The 24,449-nt window shown below is 75.7% G+C and carries 20 protein-coding genes; 9 read left to right on the forward strand and 11 right to left on the reverse strand.

Annotated features, from left to right (window positions below):
* The first annotated feature begins 42 nt into the window (after positions 1–42).
* Positions 43–2,238: an MMPL family transporter gene (locus ACFVFS_RS06520; RefSeq protein ID WP_380620815.1), complete on the forward strand. Its 2,196-nt coding sequence runs from the start codon at positions 43–45 to the stop codon at positions 2,236–2,238.
* 154 nt (positions 2,239–2,392) lie between these two features.
* Here the strand turns inward: ACFVFS_RS06520 and ACFVFS_RS06525 are convergent, their stop codons facing one another.
* On the reverse strand, positions 2,393–2,560 hold the full coding sequence (locus tag ACFVFS_RS06525) for a hypothetical protein (RefSeq protein ID WP_376081403.1): 168 nt from the start codon (positions 2,558–2,560) through the stop codon (positions 2,393–2,395).
* 328 nt (positions 2,561–2,888) lie between these two features.
* On the opposite strand from ACFVFS_RS06525, the gene ACFVFS_RS06530 reads away from it, so the two are divergent.
* The 4 genes from ACFVFS_RS06530 to ACFVFS_RS06545 are packed head-to-tail and all read left to right on the forward strand — an operon-like array spanning position 2,889 to position 6,441.
* Positions 2,889–3,719: a hypothetical protein gene (locus tag ACFVFS_RS06530; protein ID WP_380620817.1), complete on the forward strand. Its 831-nt coding sequence runs from the start codon at positions 2,889–2,891 to the stop codon at positions 3,717–3,719.
* A gap of 36 nt (positions 3,720–3,755) precedes the next feature.
* A complete protein-coding gene (locus tag ACFVFS_RS06535) occupies positions 3,756–4,565 on the forward strand; it encodes a hypothetical protein (protein ID WP_380620819.1) in 810 nt (269 codons plus the stop codon).
* Complete coding sequence (locus ACFVFS_RS06540; RefSeq protein ID WP_380620821.1) at positions 4,562–5,404, forward strand: hypothetical protein; 843 nt, start codon at positions 4,562–4,564, stop codon at positions 5,402–5,404. The genes ACFVFS_RS06535 and ACFVFS_RS06540 overlap by 4 nt, the downstream gene beginning before the upstream one ends.
* Entirely contained in the window at positions 5,401–6,441 is a 1,041-nt protein-coding gene (locus ACFVFS_RS06545; protein WP_380620823.1) for a hypothetical protein, read from the forward strand. Before ACFVFS_RS06540 ends, ACFVFS_RS06545 begins: the two co-directional genes overlap by 4 nt.
* Positions 6,442–6,457: 16 nt before the next feature.
* Here ACFVFS_RS06545 and ACFVFS_RS06550 read toward each other — a convergent pair whose 3' ends face one another.
* From ACFVFS_RS06550 to ACFVFS_RS06560, 3 genes are all read right to left on the reverse strand, one after another.
* Positions 6,458–7,255 (reverse strand): MBL fold metallo-hydrolase, encoded by a 798-nt coding sequence (locus ACFVFS_RS06550; RefSeq protein WP_380620825.1) that lies wholly within the window; start codon positions 7,253–7,255, stop codon positions 6,458–6,460.
* A 41-nt stretch (positions 7,256–7,296) separates the two neighbouring features.
* Positions 7,297–8,304 (reverse strand): GlxA family transcriptional regulator, encoded by a 1,008-nt coding sequence (locus ACFVFS_RS06555; RefSeq protein WP_380620827.1) that lies wholly within the window; start codon positions 8,302–8,304, stop codon positions 7,297–7,299.
* A 220-nt stretch (positions 8,305–8,524) separates the two neighbouring features.
* Positions 8,525–10,108 (reverse strand): FAD-dependent monooxygenase, encoded by a 1,584-nt coding sequence (locus ACFVFS_RS06560; RefSeq protein ID WP_380620829.1) that lies wholly within the window; start codon positions 10,106–10,108, stop codon positions 8,525–8,527.
* 82 nt (positions 10,109–10,190) lie between these two features.
* Between ACFVFS_RS06560 and ACFVFS_RS06565 the strand changes: the two genes are divergently transcribed.
* Complete coding sequence (locus tag ACFVFS_RS06565; protein WP_380620831.1) at positions 10,191–10,739, forward strand: CGNR zinc finger domain-containing protein; 549 nt, start codon at positions 10,191–10,193, stop codon at positions 10,737–10,739.
* Positions 10,740–10,796: 57 nt separating this feature from the next.
* Here the strand turns inward: ACFVFS_RS06565 and ACFVFS_RS06570 are convergent, their stop codons facing one another.
* Positions 10,797–11,834, reverse strand: a complete 1,038-nt coding sequence (locus ACFVFS_RS06570) for an MsnO8 family LLM class oxidoreductase (protein ID WP_380620833.1) — start codon at positions 11,832–11,834, stop codon at positions 10,797–10,799.
* A 63-nt stretch (positions 11,835–11,897) separates the two neighbouring features.
* On the opposite strand from ACFVFS_RS06570, the gene ACFVFS_RS06575 reads away from it, so the two are divergent.
* Positions 11,898–12,461, forward strand: a complete 564-nt coding sequence (locus ACFVFS_RS06575; RefSeq protein WP_380620835.1) for a GNAT family N-acetyltransferase — start codon at positions 11,898–11,900, stop codon at positions 12,459–12,461.
* A gap of 320 nt (positions 12,462–12,781) precedes the next feature.
* On the opposite strand, the gene ACFVFS_RS06580 is transcribed toward ACFVFS_RS06575, so the two are convergent.
* Together ACFVFS_RS06580 and ACFVFS_RS06585 are read right to left on the reverse strand one after the other, a co-directional pair.
* Entirely contained in the window at positions 12,782–13,735 is a 954-nt protein-coding gene (locus ACFVFS_RS06580) for a GlxA family transcriptional regulator (RefSeq protein ID WP_380620837.1), read from the reverse strand.
* A gap of 128 nt (positions 13,736–13,863) precedes the next feature.
* The gene (locus ACFVFS_RS06585; RefSeq protein ID WP_380620839.1) at positions 13,864–14,691 is read right to left on the reverse strand and encodes a S1 family peptidase; all 828 of its coding nucleotides are present in this window, start codon (positions 14,689–14,691) and stop codon (positions 13,864–13,866) included.
* A gap of 161 nt (positions 14,692–14,852) precedes the next feature.
* Between ACFVFS_RS06585 and ACFVFS_RS06590 the strand changes: the two genes are divergently transcribed.
* Positions 14,853–15,851 (forward strand): GlxA family transcriptional regulator, encoded by a 999-nt coding sequence (locus ACFVFS_RS06590; protein ID WP_380620841.1) that lies wholly within the window; start codon positions 14,853–14,855, stop codon positions 15,849–15,851.
* Positions 15,852–15,959: 108 nt separating this feature from the next.
* On the opposite strand, the gene ACFVFS_RS06595 is transcribed toward ACFVFS_RS06590, so the two are convergent.
* From ACFVFS_RS06595 to ACFVFS_RS06610, 4 genes are all read right to left on the reverse strand, one after another.
* Positions 15,960–17,030, reverse strand: a complete 1,071-nt coding sequence (locus ACFVFS_RS06595; RefSeq protein WP_380620843.1) for a phosphatidylinositol-specific phospholipase C domain-containing protein — start codon at positions 17,028–17,030, stop codon at positions 15,960–15,962.
* Positions 17,031–17,226: 196 nt separating this feature from the next.
* Entirely contained in the window at positions 17,227–18,108 is an 882-nt protein-coding gene (locus tag ACFVFS_RS06600) for a glutaminase (RefSeq protein ID WP_380620971.1), read from the reverse strand.
* Between the two features lie 209 nt (positions 18,109–18,317).
* A complete protein-coding gene (locus tag ACFVFS_RS06605; protein ID WP_380620845.1) occupies positions 18,318–19,364 on the reverse strand; it encodes a cytochrome P450 in 1,047 nt (348 codons plus the stop codon).
* A gap of 115 nt (positions 19,365–19,479) precedes the next feature.
* Positions 19,480–19,701, reverse strand: a complete 222-nt coding sequence (locus tag ACFVFS_RS06610) for a tryptorubin family RiPP precursor (RefSeq protein WP_380620973.1) — start codon at positions 19,699–19,701, stop codon at positions 19,480–19,482.
* A 384-nt stretch (positions 19,702–20,085) separates the two neighbouring features.
* Between ACFVFS_RS06610 and ACFVFS_RS06615 the strand changes: the two genes are divergently transcribed.
* Entirely contained in the window at positions 20,086–24,000 is a 3,915-nt protein-coding gene (locus ACFVFS_RS06615) for a tetratricopeptide repeat protein (protein WP_380620847.1), read from the forward strand.
* The last annotated feature ends 449 nt before the right edge of the window (positions 24,001–24,449 follow it).

Genomic DNA, 24,449 nt, shown 5'->3' on the forward strand with positions numbered 1-24,449 from the left:
ATTTTCGCGCCCCCGCCGGGCGCCGCAGGAACGGAGCGACCCGTGAAGCACCCGGACACCACCCTCGGCCGGCCGGCCACCGCCGCGCCGTCCGAGCCGCCCCCTCCCCCGGGCCTGCTCGGACGGCTCGGCACCTGGTCCGTCCGCCACTTCAAGGCCGTGCTGGCCGGCTGGCTGCTGGTCGTCGTCGGCCTCGGCGCGTTCGCCCCGCAGGTGACCTCGGCGCTCTCCGGGGCCGGCTGGCAGGCCGACGGATCCGAGTCGGTGAAGGTCCGGCAGATCGCCGAACAGCACTTCGCCGGCAACGCCTCCTCCGCGCTGCAGATCGTGGTCGCCGCCGACCGGCCGATCACCGAACCGGACGTCCAGCAGGTGATCGCCCGGGCGGGCGAGATCGCGGCGGCCGACCCCCGGGTCTCCACCGTGGTGGCGCCGCAGCCCGGCGCGACCATCGCCCAGGACGGCCGGACCGCCGTCCTGCTCGCCGGCGCCAAGGCCTCCCCCGACGACATGGTCCGCGCGGCCGACGACCTCAAGGGACCACTGAACGCCCTCTCCGGCGACGGCGTCGACGTCCACGCCACCGGCGCGTCCGTGCTGTGGAGCGACTTCAACAAGGCCAACCACGACGCCATGATGAAGTCCGAGATCATGTCCTGGCCGGTCACCCTGGCCATCCTGGTGCTCGCCTTCGGCTCGCTGGTCGCCGCCGGACTGCCGCTGATCCTGACCATGGCCGGACTCGCCGCCTCGGCGGGCTCACTGGTCCTCATCAGCCACCTGTTCCCGGTCTCCATCTGGGCGATGAACTTCGCGATGATGTTCGCGCTCGCCCTCGGCATCGACTACGCGCTCTTCCTGGTGGTCCGCTTCCGCAGCGCCCGGGCGGCCGCCGCCCGCCGGAACCCGGCCCGGGAGGGCCGGCTCAGCAGCACCGCGGCGGTCGCCGAGACCATGGACACCGCGGGCAAGGCCGTCCTGCTGTCCGGCGCGACGGTGCTGGTCAGCCTCTCGGCCGTGATGCTGGTGCCCTCCCCCGCGTTCCGCTCGATGGCCGGCGGCATCATGCTGGCCGTCCTGTTCGTGCTCGCCGCCACCCTCACCCTGCTGCCCGCCGTCCTCGGCCGGCTCGGCCACCGCGTCGACGCCCTCGCCCTGCCGTGGGTGAAGACCGGCGAGCACCGATCGCCGCGCTTCGCCGCCTGGGGCGAGCGGCTGTGGAAGCACCCGCTGCGCTACGGCGCCCTGGCCCTCGCCGCCCTGATCGCGCTCGCCGGGCCCGTCATCGGGCTGCGGACCGCCATGCCCTCCATCACCGTGCTGCCGGGGGACGCCAGCGCCCGCGCCGGCTACACCGCCGTCCAGCAGGCCTTCGGCCCCGGGGCGCCCGGCACCCTGCAGATCCTCACCCCCGCCGCGGGGGCCGCGGACGTCGCCGCCGGCGTGGCCGCCACCCCCGGGATCGCCGGTGTGATGCCCGCGCAACCGGCCGCCGACGGCTCCGGCTGGTCGATGGTCCAGGCCGTTCCCACCGTGGACCCGTCCAGCCCCGACCTGGCCCGCACCGTCGACGCGCTGCGCGCCGAGCTGCCGTCCGACGCCCTGGTCGGCGGCGCCGCGGTGGAGAACCTGGACCTCCAGCACCTGCTGACCGAGAAGACCCCGCTGGTCATCGGCGTGGTGATGGGCCTCGGCTTCCTGCTCCTGCTGGTCGCCCTGCGCGCCCCGCTGATCGCGGCGCTCGGCACGGCCGCCAGCCTGCTGTCCACCGGCGCGGCCTTCGGCGTCGCCCGGCTGGTCTTCCAGGACGGGCACGGCGCGGGGCTGCTCGGCTTCACGCCGCAGGGCTTCCTGGACGGCTGGGCACCGGTGTTCTTCTTCGCGATGATCTTCGCCATCGCGATGGACTACACGGTCTTCCTGCTCGCCTCCGCCAAGGAGCACTACGAGCGCAGCGGCGATCCGCGCGAGGCCATGGTCGGCGCGCTGGCCCACTCCGGCCGGGTGATCTTCGCGGCGGCGGGCGTGATGGTCGCGGTGTTCTTCACCTTCGCCCTGTCCGGGCCGCTCCCGCCCAAGGAGATGGGCATCGTGCTCGGCGTCGCCGTCCTCCTGGACGCCGCGCTGGTCCGCCTGGTGCTGCTGCCGGTCCTGCTCCGCCTGACCGGCGCCGCCGCCTGGCGCACCCCGGCCTGGCTCGACCGCGTGCTGCCGAAGATCTCCTTCTCGCACGACTGAGCCGCGTCCGGCCCGCCCCGAAGGCCCGGTCCGCCCCTGTGGCGGTCCGGGCCTTCGGCGTTCTGTGTGCGGAGGAGGCCGGTGCCCTGCGCGGACACGGCAACGGGCCGTGCCGGGGATTCCCGGCACGGCCCGATCGAGCGGCTCCTCAGGTTCAGCGGCGGCCGAGGAGCCTCGCGAAGAAGCCCCCGCCCTTCTGCGCGTCGCGGTCGCAGGCGCAGCGGTCGGCCTTGGCGACTCCGGCGAGCACCTGGTCGACGTGCATGCCGCACCCCGCGTAGCTCGCCTTGCCGCAGTTCCGGCACGTCGTACGTCGACACATCTCAGGACTCCTCGCATCAGGGGAAGAGGGCTGCTCCCTCTCCTCCCAGTATACGGGTGGGGGTATTTTTTCGGCCTGAACCCACCCGACACGAGCGGCCCGAACCCAGGGAGAGCACCCGGAAACCAGCGGAACGATTTCGGTTCGATCACGGCGTGTCCCTTTGGTCGGACCTTGGGAGGGAGTGCGGTGATTGATCTTGTTGGCGGCGGAAGCGGCGCGCTCTCATAATTCCAGCCAGAAGCGCTACGGGCGGCCGTGAGAGCCGCCGCGAGGTGCCCACGAGCGGCCCGTGCGCACACTTCCCGACCTTCCCTGGGGGAACCCCTTGTCCGCGCACGATCACGTGCCACCCGTCGTCGATCCCGGCCCGGCCGCCGATCCCGGCCCCGCCCCCGGACGGCGGCTGCCGCGCGCCGCCGCCGTGGCGCTGGCCACCACAGGCCTGCTCGCCGTCACGGCGGTCAGCGCCACCGTGACGGTGGCCGTCGGCAAGCCCGGCAACCGACCGGCCGTCACCGCGGCGGCGGTCGCACCGACTTCCGCGAGCCCGACCGCGTCGCCCTCGGCCTCACCCACGGCCTCACCCTCCGCCGCCGCTTCGGCGAGCGTCGCGCCGCCCGCTCCGGCTCCCGTTCCGACGAGCACCGTCACGGGCACCGTCAAGGACGGCCGGCACGACGGCGACCTGCGGTACTTCCTGCTCCCCATCCCTCAGGGCGGCGAGTCCTACGGCCCGGCCGACGGCATACCGCTGTCCGACCAGGAGCTGATCGAGGAGGCCGGCGACGGGGCGGACATCATGCGCACCCTCCGCTCGCTCGGCTACAAGGACGCCGTCACCCGGACCTACCGCACGGCGGACGGCAAGGCCGAGGTCACCGTCACCCTGCTGCGGTTCGCGAGCGCCTCGCAGGCGGAGTTCTTCGCCAAGTACGACACCAGGGACCTGCCCACCATCGAGGTCACCGGCGACTCCGCCGCCCGCGGGTACATCAGCAAGCCCAAGCAGGCGGCCTACACCGGCTCGATGAGCGGCATCTCCAGTCAGGGCGACGTGGAGTACACGATCGACGTCGAGGTGAAGGGCGACCCGGACAAGGCGCTGCTGAGCGATCTGATGAAGCGCCAGCGCGACTGGCTGACCTCCGGCCGCTGACCCCGCCGGCCCCTCCCTCTTCCCTGGAGTCCTCGCGTGACCACCGAACCCGTGGCGCCGTCGCCCGTCGACGAGCCGCCGCCCCCGCCCGTCGCACCACCCGCGCCGCCGTCGGCCGAGCCGGCCACCGGTTCCCTCCCCGACCCGGCGCCCGCCCGGCGTCCGCGCCGACCGCGTCCGGTCCTGCTGCTGGTCTCCGGGCTGGTGCTCGGAACCGCCGCCGGCGGAGGCTTCGGCTACGCCGTCCAGGCGAACCGCCCGCCGACGCCGCTGCCACCGATCCAGGTGGCGCTGCCGACGTACCCGTCGGAGGTGCTGGACCAGGCGGCCGCCGCCGCGGCCACGCCCCCGCCGCTCGCCATCGACGGCGACCTGCGGAAGCTGCTGATCGAAGCGCCGGGCGGCAGCAAGCCCTGGGACGACTACCCGGACATCCCGACCTGGGTCACCGTCGGCGACCGCGCCGAGCACGTCGGGAAGTCGGCCTCGGTTTTCACCACCCTGAACCGGGGCGGCTTCCGCCGTGCGGCGGAGGTCAACTGGCAGAAGAACGGTCTGATAGTCCGGGTCTCCCTGGTCCAATTCGGCCCCGACTTCGCCAGCGAGGCGAACAAGGCCAAGTACGGGATGACCTATCTGGAGCCCTTCGCCGCCGATGCCAACGGCGGCTACCAGGTCGAGGACAAGCCTTCGTATTGGGCCGAGACGACCGAGCCCTTCTATCCCGGCGTCGCCTTCGCGCAGCGCGGCACCGTGTTGATGGAGATCAAGGTCTTCGGCGAGAAGCCGGTGGACGCCGAGTTCGTGAAGGACCTCGCCAAGCAGCAGTGGGAGCGGCTGAAATGACCGACAGCAGTGTGACCGACCCCGTGGTCCCCGGGCCGTCGGCCGAGGCCGCCGAGTCCCTGTCCCCGACCCCCACCCAGGTTCCGGCCCCCGCCTCCGCCACGACCCGCCGGGTCCTGCGCGCCGGCGGCGCGACCGCCGCGGCGGCCCTGGCCGGCGTGGTCATCGGCGTCGGGATCATCGAGATCCGGTACGACGATCCCGCGCCGGTCGCGGTCGCCGCACCGGCCACCGCTGTCCCCGCCCCGACGGCCGCCGCCACGCCGTTCGGCGCGAAGTCCAACGGCAACCACTTCGGCTCCCTGCGGGACCTGCTGCTGCCCGTCCCGACCGGCTTCGAGCTCGGACCGGACGCCGGAGGCGACGGCAACGACACCGAGCTGACGGCCGACCAGCTGGCCGCCGCGTTCGACGACGACCTCGGCGAGATTCCCAAGGAGAAGCGGGACAAACTCCGCCAGTCCTGGAAGGACCTGCACGTCAAGGCCAGCGGCGTGCGGACCTACAAGAGCCAGAGGGGCGACCTCGTCATCGGGATGAAGCTGCACCAGTTCAACCAGCAGGAGGTGCAGACGATGAACGAGTACACGGCCGTGTTCACAAGTGACACCGGGCTCTTCCGGCTCGGCCCGACGGTGCCGGGCCACCCCGAGGCACACTGCTACCTGCTGCCCGCGCCGCCGTCCGCGCCCATCGACCGGATGAACTGCTCCGCGGCCGAGGGCGACCTCCTGGTCGTGATGACCGCCGAGGGCGTGGCGCCGCTGTCCAAGGACACCATCGTCGCCCTCCTGACCCAGCAGCTCGACCGCCTCGCCCGCCCGGGAGCCTCCGTATGACCGACAGCAGCGACACCCCCGCCGTGCCGGACGGCCCGGCGCTCCCGGTCGCTCCGCCGACGCCTGCCGACCCCGCCCAGGCCGCTCCCACCGCCGATGCTCCCGCCACCGACGTTCCCGCGACCGACATCCCCCCGGCCGACGGGCTCCTCACCGACGTCCCCCCGGCCGACGAGGGGCGCACCGCCCGCAGCACCCGTCGGCGGAAGGCGGCTCTGCGCTGGGGCGCCGCCGCCGTGGTGTGCGCGCTGGCCGGAACGGGCAGCGCGCTCGCCGTCACGGCGCCCGAGCGCACCGACCTTCCGGGGCTGGCCACCAAGGGCGACGGCCGGTACACCTTCCCTCCGCTGGTGCTGCCACCGCTGCCGTCCGGCAAGGCCGCTCCCAAGGAGAACAAGAGCCGGCACGCGGCCGACCTACGAGGTCTGCTCCTACCCGTGCCCAAGGAGGCCGGCGGCTCGCTCGTCCCGGCCGCGTTCCCGCCGCCCGCCGCAACCCCGAGTGCGAGTACGAGCGTCGGCGCGACCGCGTCGGCCACCTCCTCGGCCTCCCCTGCCGTGTCCCCCTCGACCGGGGCCACACCGGGAGCCGTCGCCGATCCGATCGTCTGCGACGCCTTCGCCGACGCCCAGAAGGATCCGGCCGCAGTGCGCTCCGTCCTGTTCCAGAACGCCTGCCGGGCCGCCGCCGTCCGCGAGTGGACCGCCGACGACGGCACCCGCACCCAGATCCGTCTGCTCGCCTTCGGTTCCTCCTTCGAGGGCCGGTCCGCCTTCACCGGACTGCGTGACAACGCGGCCCCGAAGGACGTCCCCGAACTGGCGGCGTTCACGCCCCCGGACTGGGACACCGTGTTCGACGTGAACTTCGCCGTCTTCGTGGCCCGGCCCTCCGCGCCCGGCGCCGAGTCGACCGTCCGGCTGGCGTACCTGTCCGCGGGCGACCTCGTGGGCGTGGTCACCATGACCAACCCCAAGGGCGTACCCGCCGCCGCGTTCCGCCAGGTGGCGACCCTCCAGTCGGACCTGCTGGCCTGAGGACGCGGCCCCGGCCTCAGGCCCGCTCGGCGACCCCGGCCGTCTCCTCGTCCGACGCGCCGGCCGGCTCCTGCGGCCTGACCCGCAGGCGGCCCCGGGCCGCGCGGCGCTCCAGCCTGCGCTGTTCCGCCGCCGCCCAGCGGGCGGCGCGGGCCGGGTCGAGGGGGGTGCCGTGGCCGACGTGCAGCCGGGTGGGCCCGAGGTCCAGCATCGCGCGGAGGCTGGCGAGGTTGGCGAGCGGGTCGTCGTGGAAGGGCGGGTTGGCCGGGCGGCCTCTGATCAGCCCCATGAAGGAGTTGGCGATCAGGTCGCCGGCCACCAGGTCGCCGTCGTCGGTGAGGACGGCGACCGAGCCGGCGGTGTGGCCGGGAGTGGGGATGATGCGGCCGTCGACGCCGAAGTCCGCGAGGGCGGTCTCGCCGTGGAGCAGGAGGTCGGGCTCGAAGGGTTCGGCCTGTTCGTGCAGCTTCGGGCTGCGCGCCATGAGCCGTCCCATCGGGCCGGTCGGCAGGTACGGCTCGCGGACCCGGCCGCTGCGGTAGGGGCCCAGGTCGGCGGCGTGCGCGGCGATCGGCGCGCCGGTGAGGCGGCGCAGCTCGGCGGCGGAGCCGAAGTGGTCGATGTGGCCGTGGGTGACGACGACGAGGCGGACGTCGGCCGGGTCGACGCCGTGCGCGGCGACCTGTTCGACGATGCGCCGGCCGCTGCCGGGCGTTCCGGCGTCGACGATGACCGGGTGGCGGCCGAGCAGAAGGTAGGCGTTGACTGCGTGCCGGCCCAGGACCGGTACGGGGATGACCTCGGTGCGGGACAACTCGGTGCTCCTCGGGGAAGGGGTGCGGGTCGTGTGGTGGTTCAGCGAGCGGTGGCATGCGGCCGGAACCGGCGCCGGTACTCGGCCGGGGTGGCGCCCAGACGGCGGCGGAAGGCCCGGTGCAGGGTCTCCACCGACCCGAGCCCGCTGGCGGCCGCGATGTCGGGCAGGCTGCGCGCGGACTCCTCAAGGAGCCGGCGGGCCGCCTCCACCCGGACCGCCTCCAGGTAGTCGGCCGGGGTGCGGCCGGTGCACGTGCGGAAGACCCGGGCGAAGTGGCGCACGCTCAGGTTCATCCGGGCGGCCATGGCCTCGACCGGGATCCGCTCGCCGAGATGCTCGTCGATCCAGCGCCGGAGCTCGTCGACCCGGTCGTCGGCGCTCGCCTGGAGGGAGAGCGGCACACTGAACTGGGTCTGCCCGCCGGGGCGTTTGACGTACATCACCATGGCGCGGGCGGCGTCCAGGGCGATCGCCGGACCGTGGTCCTCGGCCACCATGGCGAGCGCGAGGTCCATGGCGGCGGTCACGCCCGCACAGGTCCAGATCCGTCCGGCGCGGATGAAGATCGGCTCCGGGTCGACCGCGATGTCCGGGTACCGCGCCGCCAGTTGACCGGCGGTGAGCCAGTGGGTGGTGGCGGGCAGACCGGCGAGGAGTCCGGCCTCGGCGAGCAGGTGGACGCCGGCGCACACTCCGCCGACGCGCCGGGCGGCCGGAGCCGCCGTGGCCAGCCAGCCGACGACCTCGGGGTCGACGACGGCCTCGTAGCGGCCGTCGGCTCCGGCCATGGCACCGGCCATGGCACCGGCCACGAGCAGGGTGTCGGTGCCCGCGCCCACCTCGGCCAGCGCCCGCTCGGCGACCAGGGCGATCCCGGCGGCGGTGGGCAGCGGGCCGGTCCGTGCGGCGGCGATCTCGACCCGGTACGCGGGCGCGTCGCCTCCCACCAGGCGGGAGGCGACGGAGAACACCTCCGCCGGGCCGGTCACCTCCAGCAACTCGACTCCGGGGAAGGCGGCGATGACGACGGTGCGCGGTTCGGGCATACCGTGATCCTTCCGCCGCCCGGGCCGCGTCCGCAATGACCGGGTTCTGTCAGATCCGGCCATCGCTCCCGGTCGCCCACCCGGTCGTCCGCCGCCTCGGGCGGCACCCCCGCCGTCGTCCCGGTGCTGGACGCGGCCGGTCCCGCCGCGCTCGACGGACCGTTCGACCGGGCGTCGGAGGGCGCGGGCGCGGCGGATCGGCCGCGAGGGCCTGCCGGGCTCAGGCCCGGGGCGGCGCGGCCCCGTCCGCCGAGAGGATCCGGCGCAGCACGCCGAGCAGTTCCGCGTCGTCGGCGGGCGGGTGCGGGGCGCGCCAGGCGAGGTGGCCGTCCGGGCGGACGAGGAGGGCTCCGGTGCCGGGGAGGCCGGACAGGTCCGTCCACCTGGCCGCACCGACCGGCACGGGGTGCGGGGTGACGGGCAGGCCCGCCGCCGTGGCGGTGGCGGCCTGCCGAAGCCAGGCGGCGTCGGCGGCGGGGGTGAGGAGGGTGAAGCCGGGGCCGACGAGGTCCAGGGTGGAGGCGGCGCCGGGAGGCCCGGCCAGGCCCAGGTGCGGCAGGCGGCCGCCGGGGACTGCGCTCCCGTGCTCACAGGTCGGGTCGAGGGGCGGAAGGGCGGGGGCGCCGGGCTCGTCGAGGACGGCGGTCGAACGGTAGACGGCGGTGAGCAGCAGCTCGTCGTCGATCCGGTAGCCGGCGCGGGCCCGGGAGTTGGCCAGCGAGAGGTCGACGACCTGGCGGGCGACCGGGCGGCGTTCGTCCTGGTAGCTGTCGAGCAGCCGCTCGCCGGCGCGGCCGTCGAGAACGGCGGCGAGCTTCCAGGCGAGGTTGTCGGCGTCGCCGATGCCGGTGTTCATGCCGTGGCCGCCGGTCGGCGGCACCACGTGGGCCGCGTCGCCCGCGAGCAGCACCCGGGAGCGGCGGTAGGCGGCGGCGAGCCGGGCGTCCATCCGCCAGGTCATGGTGTCGCGGACGGTGACGTCGAGCCCGGGCAGGCCGGCCGCGTCGCGGACCAGCCGGGCGAGCGCCGCACGGTCGGCGAGGAGCGCGGCGAGGTCCTCGCGCGCGGGGTCGTAGGGGTACTGGTAGACCCAGTGGCGGTCGTTGTCCACGGCCAGGAAGCCGCCGCCGCTCGGGGCCGTGAGGAAGTAGGAGGCGCTGGCCCGGTCGGCCACGACCTCGCCGAGCGGGGCCTCGAAGCGGATGCTGAGGAAGTGGCCGAGGCCGGTCGGGCCCTCCATCGCGATGCCGGCGCCCTCGCGCACGGTGCTCGCCGCGCCGTCGCAGCCGACCAGCCAGTCGGCGTGCACGATGTGCCGCGCACCCGTCTCGCGCTCCTCCAGCTCGGCGCGCACGCCCCCGTCGTCCTCGGTGAAGGCCAGCAGCCGGGTGTGGAACCGGATGTCCGCGGGGGTGCGCTCCCGGGCGTGTCGCAGCAGCAGGGCCTCCAGGGCGTCCTGGGAGCAGATCAGCCCCGGCGCGGGGGTGCGTTCGGCGCCCGGTCGCGGTTCGGCCGCCACACCGGTGCGGACGAAGTCCGGGTCGACGAGGTCCCGGCCCCGGTAGAAGAAGACGTGCTCGGGCGGGAGCCCGGCCCGGCGGAGATCCGCCTCCAGCCCCAGCCGCCGGAAGACCTCGGCCGAACGCGCCGAAACGCCACGGGCCTTGGGGTGGCGGGAGGTCGCCGGGTGCGCCTCGATCAGCAGGTGGCGCACGCCGTACCGGGAGAGCAGCAGCGAGAGCGTCAGGCCGACCGGGCCTCCTCCCACCACCAGGACGGACGTGTTCGTCGGCCATGACCGCATACTGCCCCCTCGGGTTGTAACGCTCAACTATGATTTCGACGTTACCATGACGGTGTCCGACACGACCGGAAGGGACGGACGCATGACCGACGACCTCCAGGGCGGCAATCCGCGGGGGCTGCTCTTCGTCGCCGAACTCGCCAACACCGTGCGGCAGGACCCCGCGGCGGGAGCCGCCGAACTCCAGGCGCTGCTGGAACGCCACCAGGGCCCGCCGTTCCGGCTCACCGAGGCGGACGCCCGGGAGCTCCGGGAGGCCGCCGCCCCGCTCGTCCGCCTGCTGGGCACCGAGGACGCAGACCGGGCCGCCGAGCAGATCAACGCGCTGCTGGACCGGTACCCCGCGCGACCCCGGCTGGTGCGGCTGCCCGGGCGGCCCTGGTCGCTGCACACCGAGGCGCCGCCGGACGCAAGCCTCACCCACTGGCTGCTGTCGACGGCCGCCCTGGCCCTCGGCCTCTGGCTGAGCGAACGCGGCCGGTGCGCCTGGGGCCGGTGCGCGGCGCCCGGCTGCGAGCGCTTCTTCGTCGACACCGGGCGCCGCACGCCGCAGCGCTACTGCACGCCGCGCTGCGCCACCCGGGTGCGGGTCGCCGCGCACCGGGCCCAGGCGCACCGGGCCGACGGCTGACCGCTGACGGCGGGGCGGCCGACGGGTCGCGCCGGCGGGTCGCGCGAGCGCCCGTGCTCAGACCAGCCCGGCGGCCTCGGCGAGCAGGCGGTAGGAGTCCAGCAGCTCCGCCCGGTCGTACGTGCTGGTGGTCAGCAGGAACTCGTCGGCGCCGGTGCGTCCGACCAGCGCCGTGAGGTCGGCGAGGGCGCGCTCGGGGGTGCCCGCGAGGTGGCCGGTGAGCGCCTGCTCGAAGGCGGCGCGCTCACGCGGGGTCATCGACCGGGCCAGGACCTCCTCGGCGGGTTCGAGCGGGGAGAACTCCCCGTGGGTCCGGCCGTGGGCGCTCGACCAGGCCTCCGGGACGAGCAGCGCGCGGGCCCGCTCCTCGGTCCGCGCGACGGCGACCGTCCCGGAGACGACGACGTAGGGCCGCTCGGCCCGCGCGGAGGGGCGGAAGCGCTCGCGGTAGCGGTCGATCGCCGCCAGCATCGCCTCCTCCCCGCGCGCCGCCGCGATCACCAGGGGCAGCCCCGCCTCGGCGGCCACCTCCGCACCGGCGCCGGTCGCCAGCACGAACGCGGGCACGTCCAGGCCCTCGGCGGGCCGGGCGTGCACACCGCCGGGGCCGCGCGCGGCGGGGTCGAACCAGGAGAGCAGCTCGGCGAGTTGCCCGGGGAAGCGGTCCGCGGCGTCCTTCTCCCGCCCCAGCGCCCGGCGCACCCCGTCGGTGAAGCCCACCGACCGGCCCAGGCCCATGTCGATCCGGCCCGGGAACAGCGCCTCCAGGACGCCGAACTGCTCGGCGACGACGAGGGGCTGGTGGTTGGGGAGCATCACCCCGCCGGTGCCGACCCTGATCCGGGAGGTCGCGGCGGCCACGGCGGCGGCCAGCACCGTCGGCGCCGAGCCGGCCACCCCCGGCACACCGTGGTGCTCGGAGACCCAGAACCGGTGGTAGCCGAGGCGTTCGGCCTCCACCGCGAACGCGACGGTGTCCCGCAGCGCCCGGGCGGGCTCCTCGCCACGGCGCGTGCGGGAACGGTCCAGGACGGAGAGGCGGAGGGCGGGCGCGGCGGTCACCTCGGTGCCAACGGCCGACCGCCGCGCCGCCATTCCCCGGCGCGCCGGGCGGAAATTCGCTTGCGGGCGCCGGCGGCCCGCCGATAGCAATGTGACATGCTACAGACCTCCCGCATCTTGCTGCGCGCCCGCCACGACAGCGACGTGCCCGTACTCCACACCGAGCTCTACGACGACGTCGTCACCCGCTCACGGGCCGACACCCGCCCCTGGCGGCCCCTGGCGGCCGACTCCCCGGAGTCCCCGTTCGTCGTGGGGCCGGGCGACGACGGGGTCGCCTTCTTCTCGGTGGTGGACGTGGCGTCGGGCGAGCTGGCCGGGGAGGCGCTGCTCTGGGGCATCGACGCCCACCAGCGGCGCGCCCACCTCGGCCTCGCGCTGCGGCCCGGGTTCCGCGGGCGCGGCCTGGCCGGCGACCTCGTGCGGCTGCTCTGCCACTACGGGTTCACGGTGCGCGGGCTGAACCGGCTGCAGGTCGACACGCTGGCGGACAACCTGCCGATGATCAAGGCCGCCACGGGGGCGGGGTTCGTACTGGAGGGCACGCTGCGCCGGGCCGCCTGGGTGTACGGGGCGTTCGAGGACGAGGTCGTGCTCGGGCTGCTCGCCTCGGAGTGGACCGGTCGGCCGGATCCGGCGGAGGCCACCGACGGAGCCTGAGCCCCTGCGCGTCCGCGCCGGCCGCTGTCCTCGGTGCGCTGCCCGTCGAGCGAGCCTCCCCGGCCCCGGTGGCGATCCGCTCGCGGTCACCGGCCGTCGGCCCGAACCGGGCCGGGCGGGCGGGCGGGCGGCCCACAGCCTCGGGGAGGGCTCGGGCACGTGCGCCCGCCCACCACGTCGACGGTTGCGAGCCTTCGTCGAAGCGCTCCGGTGAAGGGCGCTGGCCAACCCCGGCCGGACCACGAGGTCCGCGGCGCCCGGGCGCCCGGGCGCACGACCGTCCCCTCTCCCTCAGCCCCCGCGCAAGCGGTGGTCCGGCGTCACCGCCGCCGGTGGCGGGCGCGGTAGGCGCGCGGGGTGGTGCCGGTGAGGCGGGCGAAGTGCGGGCGCAGGGTCGCGGGGGACGCGAAGCCGACCAGGGCGGCGATCGCCTCGACCGGCTCGTCGGTCCGTTCGAGCAGGTCGCGGGCGCGCTGGACGCGCAGGCGGAGCAGGTGGCGCGGGGCACTGAGGCCGGTACGGGCCAGGAAGTGCCGGTTGAGGCTGCTGATGCTGACGCCCGCGTGGGCGGCGATGTCGGCGGGGGTGAGCGGCAGGTGGAGATTGCGCTCCAGCCACTCCAGGGTCGCGTCCAGCCCGCCGCGCTCGGCGAGGGTGCGGTCGATGGACTCGGCAACCCGTTCGGCGTGGGCCAGCAGCGGGCTGAGCAGTTCCCGGCGGGTCCGGTCGGCCGCCCGCTCGCCGTGGTCCTCGGCCAGCAGGCGCAGACAGACGTCCAGTCCGCCGAACACCCCGCCGGAGGTGCGGAAGGGGCCGTCGACGATCAGCGTGCCGCCGGGGTCGACCTCGATCCGGGGGTGCCGGCGGGCGAGCTCCCCGATGTGGCGCCAGGCGGTGGTCGCCCGGCGGCCGTCCAGCAGACCGCTGGCGGCGAGGACGAGCACGCCGCTGCCGTAGGCGCCGATCCGGGCGCCGCGGGCGGCCGCCGCGCGGAGCGCGTCGAGCAGTTCGGGCGCCGGGTCGTCACCGCCGTCGCCGTGCGCGGGCAGCAGGAGGACGTCGGCCCCGGCGGCGGCGTCGAGGCCGTACGGGAGCTCGGCGTCGACGGGGGCCGGGGCGCCGAGTCGGACGGTACCGGGGGCACCGGCGGCGCAGAGCCGGACGTCGTAGGCGATGCCCGGGTGCTCACGGGCGGCGGTGCCGAAGACGAGTCCGGGGGTGGTGAGGTGGTGGCCGGGCAGGCCGTCGAGGGCCAGGACGGCGATCACGGGCATGGCGGCAGCGTAGTCCGGGGGTCGAGAAGCGGCGGGGCGGGGGGGGCGGGTGGGGCGAAGGCCCGGCGCACGGGCGGCGCGATGCGCCGGGCGCAGCAGCGTGCGGGTGCGCCGGGCCGGCGCGGGGATCAGTCGCCGTAGGCCCGGAGCGTGGCCCGGATCCAGTCGGCGTAGGCGGGCACGTTGGTGTAGAGCCCGGGCCCGGTCGAGCAGGTCGGATCGTTGTCGCCGTCCCCGGAGGTGGTGCCGACCAGCTCCCAGCGGCCGCCCCGGCCGCGCTGGATCTGCGGGCCGCCGGAGTCGCCGATGCAGGCCATCGCGCCGGGCACCGGGCTCACCGTGCACAGCCGGGTCAGACCGGCCCGGCCCGGGTCGCACTCGTTGACCGCGCCGATGCGGGTGTCGAGCTGCCGCAGCCGGTCGGAGAAGGCCGCCTTGGTGATGTCTGTGGTGTCGACGGTGGTGCCGAAGCCCAGCAGCCGGGTCGGCGTCCCCGGGGCGCCGGCCCGGCTCGCGATCGGGATCGGCGTCTGCGGCGCGGCGCGGTCCAGGCGGACGAGGGCGAGGTCGTCCCGGTTCGCACCGGCCGCAGCGCCCAGCGTGTAGCCGGGGTGGGTGACGGTCCGTTCGATGCCGCGCACGGTCCCGCCGGCGGTTCGCCGGTCGGAGGCGATGCGCACGATGCCGTCGGGCCGCACCAGCGTGGTGTCGACGCAGTGCGCGGCGGTCAGCACCCAGCGGGGGTGGACCAGGGCCGCACCGCACACGCCGTCGTCCAGCCCGGCGTCGGGGACGGTCATCGGGATCGAGGCCATGAAGGGGTAGCGCTCGGTGGCCGTGCTGCCGTTGACGATGGCACCGGCCGGGCCGGCCAGGGTGGCGGTGCAGGCCGCGGCGGCCAGGGCGACCGTGGCGACGCGCGCCGCGCGGCGGACCCGGGAGACGTTGCGGGACATGGGTGGTCCGTTCGTTCGAGGGCGTGCGCCAGCACGCCCGGGAAGGTGGGGAACCGGCCGCCGAAAGGTCGTTGACCTGCGGTGCCGGCACGTCCCATCCTTCGCCGCGGCCCCCGGGGGCCGACAGCGGCGGCGATGTCACCCTGGGCTAAATTCTGGACATGCCCGTGATCGCCGCCCTGCTGCTCGACGGGGTGCCCGGGCATCACGTCACCACGCCGGCCGTCTGCTTCGGCACCGCCGACCGCTGCCACCCGCAGGTCTCGTACGAGGTGCGGCTCTGCGCCGCGCCGGGGTTCCGCTCGACCGGCGGCCCCGCCGCCTTCGGCCTGGCAGCACCGTGGGGGCTCGACGGGCTGGCACAGGCCGACACCGTCCTGGTGCCGGGGCACGAGGGGCACCTCGACGGTCCGCCGCCCGAGGTGGTCGGGGCGCTGCGGGCGGCCGCCGAACGGGGGTGCCGGATCGGGGCCTTCGGCGCGGGGACCTTCGCCCTGGCCGCGACCGGCCTGCTGGACGGCCGCCGGGCCGCGACCGCGCGCGGCCTCGCCGCCGAGTTGGCGCGGCGCCACCCCCGGATCGAGGTGGACCCGGACGGGGTGGTCGTGGAGGACGGCCCGTTCCACACCGCCGCCGGCGTCCTGGGCGGGGTCGACCTCTGTCTGCGGCTGATCACCGCGGACCACGGGGTGGCGGTGGCGGTCGAGACGGAGCGCCAGATGTTCCTGGACCTGCGCGCCGACGACGCGCCGGCCCCCGGGGTGCCGCTGTCCGACGGCGTGCTCGGGCCCACGCTCGGCTGGCTGGAGGCCCGGCTCGACCGGCCGCTGACGCTGGACGACATCGCCGGCCAGGCCGGGCTCACCGTACGGGGGCTGAGCCGCCGGTTCCGGGCGGAGACCGGTCTGCCGCCCCTGCAGTACCTGTTGCGGGTACGGATCCAGCGGGCGCAGCGGCTGCTGGAGCGCGGCGACGAGCCGGTGGCGAGGATCGCCGCCCGCACGGGGCTGGGCACCCCGGCCAATCTCCGCCACCACTTCCAGCGGTACACCGGCACGACCCCGAGCGTGTACCGGGCCGCGTTCCGGTCGCTGGTGAGTTCGCTGACCGGCTCGGAGGACGGCCCGACGGGGCCGGACCGGGGCGCCGCGGCGCACTGACCCGGGACGGGGGTCGCCCCTCGTCCACGGCCGGACGGCCCGGCCCCGCGGATCGGGGGCGGGTCGTCCGGGCGGCCGCGGGCGGGTCAGCGGCCCGCCGCGGGCGGGTCAGCCGCGGGTGAGGACCAGCGACTGGACCTCGGGGAGCCGGCGCCAGTCGCTGGAGACGATGCTCGCGTGGGTGCGGGCGAGCTGTTCGGTGCGGGTGCGGGCCTGGTCGGCGGTGGGGGCGGTGTTGCTGATGGCGGGGGCGACGTTGTGGGCGTCGGTCATCGTCAGCAGGTAGTGGTTGGTGTCGTACCACCCGGTGTCGACGCCGTTCACGTAGGTGGCGGCGTCACCGTCGAAGACCACGAACCAGGGGCGGATCGAGGTCTCGCTGTACCGGGTGCGCGGGTCGCCGGACGCCGCCCCGAGCGCGGTGGGGAACATCCGGGCCTCGCCGACCCGCCCGGCCGCGGCCAGGTCGCGCAGGTACCGCGCGTACTCGACGTCGGTGTGCAGGGTGTCGAACGGGTTGTCCAGCTCGACGGTGCCGGGGATGACGTAGACCAGGGCGCGGCCGGCCAGTGCCGACCTGGTCGGCCAGTTGCCGGCCCGGACGGCGTCGTCGAGGGTCGGGTAGGAGCCGCCGCCGGGCTTGGCCAGCAGGTCGGCCGGGCGCAGCGCGGCGGAGCCGAGGTGGGCGGCGATCAGCGCGTCGAGCTGGGCGGGGCCCATGCCGAGGTTCCCGGAGAAGCCCGGCTTGAGCTCCAGCTTGATCACCAGCGGGCCGGCGGCGGGGTGGGCGCCGAGCCAGAGCCGCACGTCGTCCAGGCAGGCGTCCAGGTTCTTGTTGCCGCCGCCGGAGTAGAGCTGGGCGGCCGTGGTGGCGCTGACGCAGTTGTTGGTGTTGCCCAGCGGGTTGGAGTGGCTGACCTTCCACTCCTTGGTGATGGCGTTCGGCCAGGCGTCCAGCTCGATCATGCCGGTGCCGGTGTCCAGGCCCTGCGCGAGGTAGCCGAAGGCGGCCGGGTCGTAGGTGTTGTGCAGGCCGACGGTGGTCGCGGAGCCGAACGGGAGGTCGCCCGGGGCGCTCCCGGGGGCGGCCTGCGCGGCGCCGCCGACGGGCAGGACGGCGGCGGCCGCGGCGAGCAGGCCGGCGGTGAGGGTGCCGATGAGGGTACGGCGGACGGTCACGGTGTCAGTCCCCTTGTCAGTGCGCCTGCTGGCCGGCGCGTCGTCGGCGGTGGCTCCCGCCGGTGCAGAGCATGTCCCGGCCGGCCATCGGCCCGGTGAAGAGGACATAACAACTTCGTGACCGTCAGCTTCCGACCCGTCACCGGACGGAGCCGTGGAGGTGGGCCGTGCGGCCGTCGCGCCCCCGCCACCGCCGTCAGAACACGGACCAGCCGGTGGCCGTCGTCAGGGCGTCCAGGGCGGCGACCCCGAGCACCGAGTTGCCCGCGGCGTCCAGGCCGGGGCTCCAGGTGCAGACCGCGCCCCGGCCGGGCAGGACCGCGAGGACGCCGCCGCCGACGCCGCTCTTGCCGGGCAGGCCCACCCGGTAGGCGAACTCGCCGGCCGCGTCGTAGGTGCCGCAGGTGAGCAGCACGGCGTTGATCCGCTTGGCCTCGCTGCGCGACAGCAGGCGCGAGCCGTCGGCGCGCACGCCGTGACGGGCGAGGAAGAGGCCGGCCAGCGCCAGGTCGCGGCAGTCGGCCTCGATCGCGCAGTGCGCGTAGTAGTGGGCGAGCACGTCCTCGACGGGGTTGCGCAGATTGCCGTAGCTCGCCATGAAGTGCGCCATGGCGGCGTTGCGGTGGCCGTGCTCGGCCTCGGAGGCGGCCACCGCGCGGTTCACGCCGACGGCCGGGTCGCCGGACTCCGCGCGCAGCAGGTCGAGGACGGCGCCGACCGCGTCGCCGGTGAGTTCCAGCAGGCGGTCGGTCACCACGAGGGCGCCGGCGTTGATGAAGGGGTTGCGCGGGACGCCGTGCTCGGACTCCAGCTGGACCAGGGAGTTGAACGGGTTGCCGGAGGGCTCACGGCCGACACCGGTCCACAGGCCGTCACCGCCCTCGGCGAGCGCCAGGGCGAGGGTGAACAGCTTCGACACCGACTGGACGGAGAACGGCTGCCGCCAGTCCCCCGCGCCGAAGACCCGGCCCTCCACGGTGGCGACCGCCATGCCGAACGCCGTCGGGTCGGCCTCGGCGAGCGCCGGGATGTAGTCGGCGACCCGGCCGCGCAGCGGCGAGCGCACGGCGGCCGCCATGGCCTCGTGCACCAGGGCCTGGTGGTCCACTTCCCGGTGGCCCCCGGCCGCGCCGGTGCCGTTCGGGCCGCCCGGGCCGTCGAGGTGGCCCGGGTCCTGCAGGTCGTTCGTGTCGTTCACCGCGCCATTGTCGTCGCCGCGGGTCGGCGGGGTGCGGGCGGGGGCGCGTCCGGGGTGTCGGACGCGCTCCCGCCCGGCCGCGCACGCCCTCAGCGGCGGACCATCCGGACGCCCGAGACCTCCAGCAGTCCGTCGAGCTCGACCCGGCCGACCCGCTGCTCCGGGCTCACCACCAGGCCGTCGCGGCGGACGACGTCGAGGATCCGCTCGGCCAGCGGCATCACCATGTGCCGCCCCCAGCACCGTTCACCGGCGTGCCCGAACGGCAGGTAGCCGGGTTGGGTGTCCGGGTCGAGGTCCTTCCAGCGCTCCGGGCGGAAGGACTCCGGGTCGTCCCAGAGCCGCGGGTCGCGGTGGCTCAGCAGCGGGAGCATCAGAATGTCGTCCGCACCGCCGATCCGGCCGTCGACGGCACCGAACTCCGGGGAGGCGACCCGCAGGATGTTCCAGGAGGGCGGCAGCAGCCGCAGCGCCTCCAGCAGCACGTCCCGGTTGGGCACGTCGTCGGCGAAGGGCGCTCCGAGCCAGACCGCGTTGGTCACCAGCGCGGCCACGGTGAAGCAGATCGGCGCCGCCACCCGCCGGTAGAGGTACATCGCGTAGCGACGGTCGTCATACGTCTCGGCTTCCAGCACCCGGGCCGCCAGATTCGACAGCGGGATTTCCGTACCCGGCTTTCCGAGCATCGCCGTTCCGGCCGCGACGGCCATCCAGGTCAATTTCGGAGTGAGTTCCAGCCGGCGGTCGACGAGCACCCGGAAACGGAGGCTCTCCTGCCCGAAGACGAGGTCGCGGAGATAGACGTGCGGGGTGTGCGGCCATTTCCCGGCGAGGTCCGCCCCCTCGGCCAGGGGCTTCTTCAGCGCCGTCCGGACGTCGGCGGAGACGGCCTGCATGAGCGCGGACGCGTCGGCGCGCGTCACGAGCCGGCCCCGCACGGGCTTGAAGGTCGGGCGCTCCTCCGCGTTGGCCGGCCTGCTGCGCAGCAGGCCGTCCATGAGGTCGGCGCCGGCGACCCCGACGGTGTCCGCCTCCAGGCGGAACAGGTCCTGACCTCGGTACCTGCGCAGGAGTTCGTCGATCCGCGGGGCGAAGAGGGTGACGCGGGCGCTCCGGCCGGTGCTGGACATAGCCATCCATGACTCCAAGGGTGAGCGGCCGTGGCGGCCGGCTCGCGATGAGCGGGCCGTGCCCGGCGAGCGCGGGTGGCACTCGCCGGGCACGTGTCCGACGGCGGACGAACCGCCGGGACTAGATCCAGCCGTACCAGGCGTAGGCCTTCAGGCTCTTCTCCGGCATGACCTTCTTCACGAAGTGAACGAGCTTCATGACAGCACCTCCATCTCGAAAGGGAACGATGACGAACAACTCTTCGGCGGGCGGCCCGCGCTGCACGAAATCCGCGGTGGACCCGGCAGAATTCCCGCTCCGCTTTCCGCCGCCGGGAAAAAGTGAATCCCAACCCGAAAACACGGTCAAGTGACGCAGGTCACCCGCAAGATCGACGGGCCCGCGGGTTTGACGCCCCCTCGGCCCGCCGGAACCACCTTGACGCGAGCGCGACATCGCTGGTCAACGCCACGGCCGTCGATGTCCCCCAGGTGAACGGAGCCTTCCGTCCGGAAGGACGAACGGAGGCCCCGCCATCCCGACGGAACGTTCGGTCTGCCCCTTGGGGCAGCCCGCCTGCCCCTTCCGTTCCGCTCCCCGGGCCAGTGGGCTTCGACCGATCGTTACCGCGCACTTCGCACCCGGGCGCCCGGTGCGGTGGCGACGCCGCTACCCTGTGCTCCGCAGCGGAACGGCCGACCGGCCGCCAAGCACTCGCTGGGGGCGATTGTGGTCGAACGTCTGGTGGTGGATCTCCACGCCGACGGCCGGATGTCCGTGACGGAGTGGCCGCCGGGGGCCGACGTCCCGGCGCCCGCCGCCGACGCCGGATGGCTGCGCAGACCCCTGGACGACACCGCCCTGGAGAACCTGCGCTGGTACCTGGAGGACCACCTCGGGACCCCGTTCGGGGCGTACGGAGAGCGCGGCCCGCACATCGCCCGCCAGCTCCCGGGCTGGGGCGCGCGGATGTTCTCCGCGCTGCTCGGCGACGGCCCCGGCCGCGACGCCTACCTGCGGGCCCGGGCCCGCGGCGGCGGTCTGGAGCTGGTGCTGCGCTCCGACTCCGCGCCGCTGCTCGGCCTGCCCTGGGAACTGATGACGGATCCGGGGCGCCCGGTTCCCCCCGCGCTCGACGGCGTGGTGGTGACCCGCTCACCGTCGTCCGCCGACCCGTTCGACGCGGTCACCGAGGCGGACGGGTCCCGGCTGCGGGTGCTGCTGGTGGTCACCCGGCCGGACGGCGCCGCGCACGCCGCGCCGCGGACGAGCGCGCTCCCCCTGCTGCGGCGGCTCGGGCCGGGCCGCGACGCGGTCGAGCTGCGGGTGCTGCGCCCGCCGACGCTCGCCGGGCTCGGCGAGACCCTCCGCGAGGCGCGCGAGGAGGGCCGGCCGTTCCAGATCGTGCACTTCGACGGCCCCGGCGTGCTCCCCGGGGCCAGGCCCGGCGACACCGCCGCGACCGGTCGGCGGGCGCAGGCCTTCCGGGGGCACGACCCCGAGGACGTGCTGGTGTTCGAGCGGCCGGACGGCGGCGCCGACCCGGTGCCGGTCCGGCGCGCGGCCCGGCTGCTGGCCGCCACCGAGGTGCCGCTGGTGGTCCTGGGCGCCCACCGGTCGGGGGACCCGGCCGGCGAGGCCGAGGCCGCCGCGGCCCTCGTGCTGCTCCAGGAGGGCGCCGGCGCCGTGCTCGCCCTGCCCTACCGCTTCGGCGCGACGGCGGCCACGGCGTTCCTGACCGCCGTCTACGAACGCCTCCGCCGCGGCGACCGGATCGCGCGGGCGGTGGCGGTCGGCCGCCGGCGGCTCGCCGAGGAGAACCGGCGCGTCTCCGTCAAGGGCCCGCTGCCGCTGGCCGACTGGACGGTCCCGGCCCTCTACCGCCGCAGCGAGCTGGCGTTCCCCGGACTGCGGGCCGAGCAGGACGCACCGGAGCACGGCCGGCTCCCCGACGCCGTCGCCGCCGGGTCCGGCACCGCCGCGGACCCGGACGCCCGGGACGGCCTGGAGGGCCTCGCGCCCGCCGGGGCGTTCGTCGAGCGGGCCGGGCTGCTGCTCGACCTGGACACGGGAGCCCGGCTGCACCGCGCGGTCGTCCTCCACGGCCCCGCGGGCGTCGGCAAGACGGAACTGGCGAAGGCCTTCGGCCGCTGGTGGCGGGACACCGGGGCGGTGGACGGGCCGGAGGCCGTGGTCCTGCACTCCTTCGAGCCGGGCACCGCCTCGTTCGGCCCGGCCGGGGTGGTCGACCGGATCGGCCGCCGGCTGCTGGCCCCCGAGGACTTCGACCCGCTGGCACCGGACGAGCGTCTGGAGGCCGTCGAGCGGGAACTCGCCACCAGGGACGTGCTGCTGATCTGGGACGGCGTCGAGTCCCTGCACACCGGGCCCGATCCGGCGGCCGCCACCCCGGCCCCCACCGAGGAGGAGCGTGCCGGTCTGCGGGCGTTCCTGGAGCGTGCGGTCCGGCGCGGGCGCGGCGCGGTCGTGCTCACCAGCCGGACCCGGGAGGACTGGCTGGGCTCCGGGCCGCTGCGCGTCGAGGTGCCCGGCCTGGACCCGGACGAGGCCGTCGAGTACGCCGACCGGCTGCTCGGCCCCGACCCCGACACCGTCCGCAAACGCGGGCTGCGGGTGTTCGGCCAGTTGCTGGAGTGGCTGGACGGCCATCCGCTGGGCATGCGGCTCGTGCTGTCCTCGCTCGACGCGCACGAACCCTGGCACACCCTGGACACCCTCGTGCGCGGCGAGGAGGCGGCCGCCGGGGGTACGGGGGACTCCGGGCACGCGGCGCTCGCGGTGAGCACCGCCTACGCGCTGGACCGGCTCACCGCCGCCGACCGGCGGGCGCTGGCGGCCGTCACGCTGTTCCGCGGGACCGCCGACGCCACGGTCCTCGCCCTGCTCTCCCGCCAGCCGCTCGCACCCCAGCGCTTCCGGGACCGCGGCACCGAGGAGTGGCAGCGGCTGCTGGAGCGGGCGGCCGGGCTCGGTCTGCTCACCGCCGCCCACGGCACCGCCGCGCACGCCCCCGCCGCGCCGGGCACCGCCTTCCGGCTCCACCCGGAGATCGCGGCCGCCCTGACCGCCCGCTGGCGCGCCGAGGAGCCCGGTTTCGCCGAGCAGCACGCGGCCGCCCTGCAGGCGCTGCTCGGCGCGCAGGTCAACTTCTGCCTGCTGCTCACCCGCGAACTGCTCGGCGGAAGCGCCGAGTTCGCCCTCACGGCGCTGGACCTCCAGCGGCGGACCGTCGGCGGCCTGCTGGTCCGGGCCGTCGAGCACGGCCTGTGGCTGCAGGCCCTGGCCCTCGTCCGGCCGCTGTACGCCTACTGGAACGCCCACGGGCTGGACACCGAGGCACGCGGCTGGACCGACCGGGTGCGCGCCGCCCTGGAGGCCCCCGACGGCGGCCCGCCGGGGGCCGACACCCCGGCCGGCTCGCTCTGGCTGTCCGTGGTCGGCGCCGACGCCCGGCGCCTGGTGCGGGCGGGCCGGACGGAGGAGGCCGAGCGGTCCTTCCGGGAGATCCACCGCGCCGTGGAACGGCGGACGCCGGACACCGACCAGCTGGACGACCTCGCCGACGGCTACCAGCAGCTCGGCCGGATCGCGGTGGACCGGGGCGAGTTCGCCGACGCCGAGCAGTGGTACCTGCACGCGCTCGGCCTCCTGGAGCAGCTCGACGACGCCCACGGCATCGCGCTCGGCCACCACCAGCTGGGGGTGATCGCCCACCGCCTCGGGCGGATGGACGACGCCGAGCAGCGGACCCGGGAGGCGCTCGACGCCTTCGAGCGCCTGGGCGAGTCCGGGCGCGCGGCGGCCTGCTGGCACCAGCTCGGCGTCCTGGCCCAGGAACAGGGCCGCTTCGAGGACGCCCACCTCTGGTACGGGCGCGCGCTGGACGGCGCCGAGCAGCCGGCCGACCTGCCGCTCGCGACCGACCTGCACCACCGGCTCGCCGCCGTCGCCGCCGAACTGGGGCGCCTCACCGAGGCCGAGAAGTGGTGCACGGAGGCGCTGGCCCTCGCCGAGGAGTCGGGCAGCCTGCCGGACTCCGCCCGCGGCTACCACCGGCTCGGCGTCCTGGCCTCGGCGCAGGAGCGGTTCGCGCAGGCCGAGTCCCTGCACCGCAAGGCGCTGGAGATCCGCCAGGACCTCGGCGACCGGCACGGCACGGCGGCCAGCCAGCACCAGCTCGGCGTCGTCGCCGCCCTGCGCGGCGACCTCGCCGAGGCGGAGACCTGGTACGCGCGGGCCCTGGCGGTCCGGGAGGAGCTGGGCGACCAGGCGGGGGTCTCCGTCGGCTACCACCAGCTCGGTCTGGCCGCCCAGACCGGCGGCCGGGCGGCCGACGCCGAGGCCCGGTACCGCAAGGCGCTGGACGTCTCGCACCGGATCGGCGACACGCCGGGGCTGGTGCGGACCTTCGGCCAGTTCGGGCTGTTCGCCGCGGAGCAGGGGCGCCCGCGCGAGGCGATGGAGTGGCTGGTCCGCAGCATCACCTGCTTCGAGGAGTTCCCGCATCCGCTGACCTGGCCGAGCGTGGTCAACCTCGGACTCCTCGCGCGCGACCTCGGTCCGCGCGCCGTGGAACGGGCCTGGCGCTCCGTCACCGGCCGCCGCCTGCCCGACGCCGTCCGGGACCACGTCGGCGGCTGACCGGCCCGGCGGGTCGCCGCGCAGGGCAGAGCAGAGCAGAGCAGGGCGGCGACCCGCCCGGACCGGCTCGGGCGGCCTCGCCCGGAAGCGGGACGGCGGACCGTGACCGGGACCCCTGGCGCACACCGGGGGCTCTGCTCTCCCCGCTCCGGGCCGGCCTCCCCGCGCGGCCCTCCGGCGGTCCGGGCGCTCGCCGGGAAGGACCTCGCCGAACGCCACCGCGACCCGCTCGACGCCCTCGCCCGGGCCGAACGCCTCGCGGCCGTCCCCGAACCGTTCGGCGACACGCTCGCCGGTGCCTTCCCCGGCCTCCACCGCCGCCGTGCTGCGCGGGATCGGTACGGTGACCCGGGGCTCCCGGACGTGCGTCACCTGCCGCTTCCTCCGGCCCGGCGCCCACCCGGGCACGGAGCGGCCGGACCACTACGCCGTCGCCGACACCGCGCTGC

The organism is Kitasatospora sp. NPDC057692, assembly GCF_042799475.1.
GTDB lineage: Bacteria > Actinomycetota > Actinomycetes > Streptomycetales > Streptomycetaceae > Kitasatospora.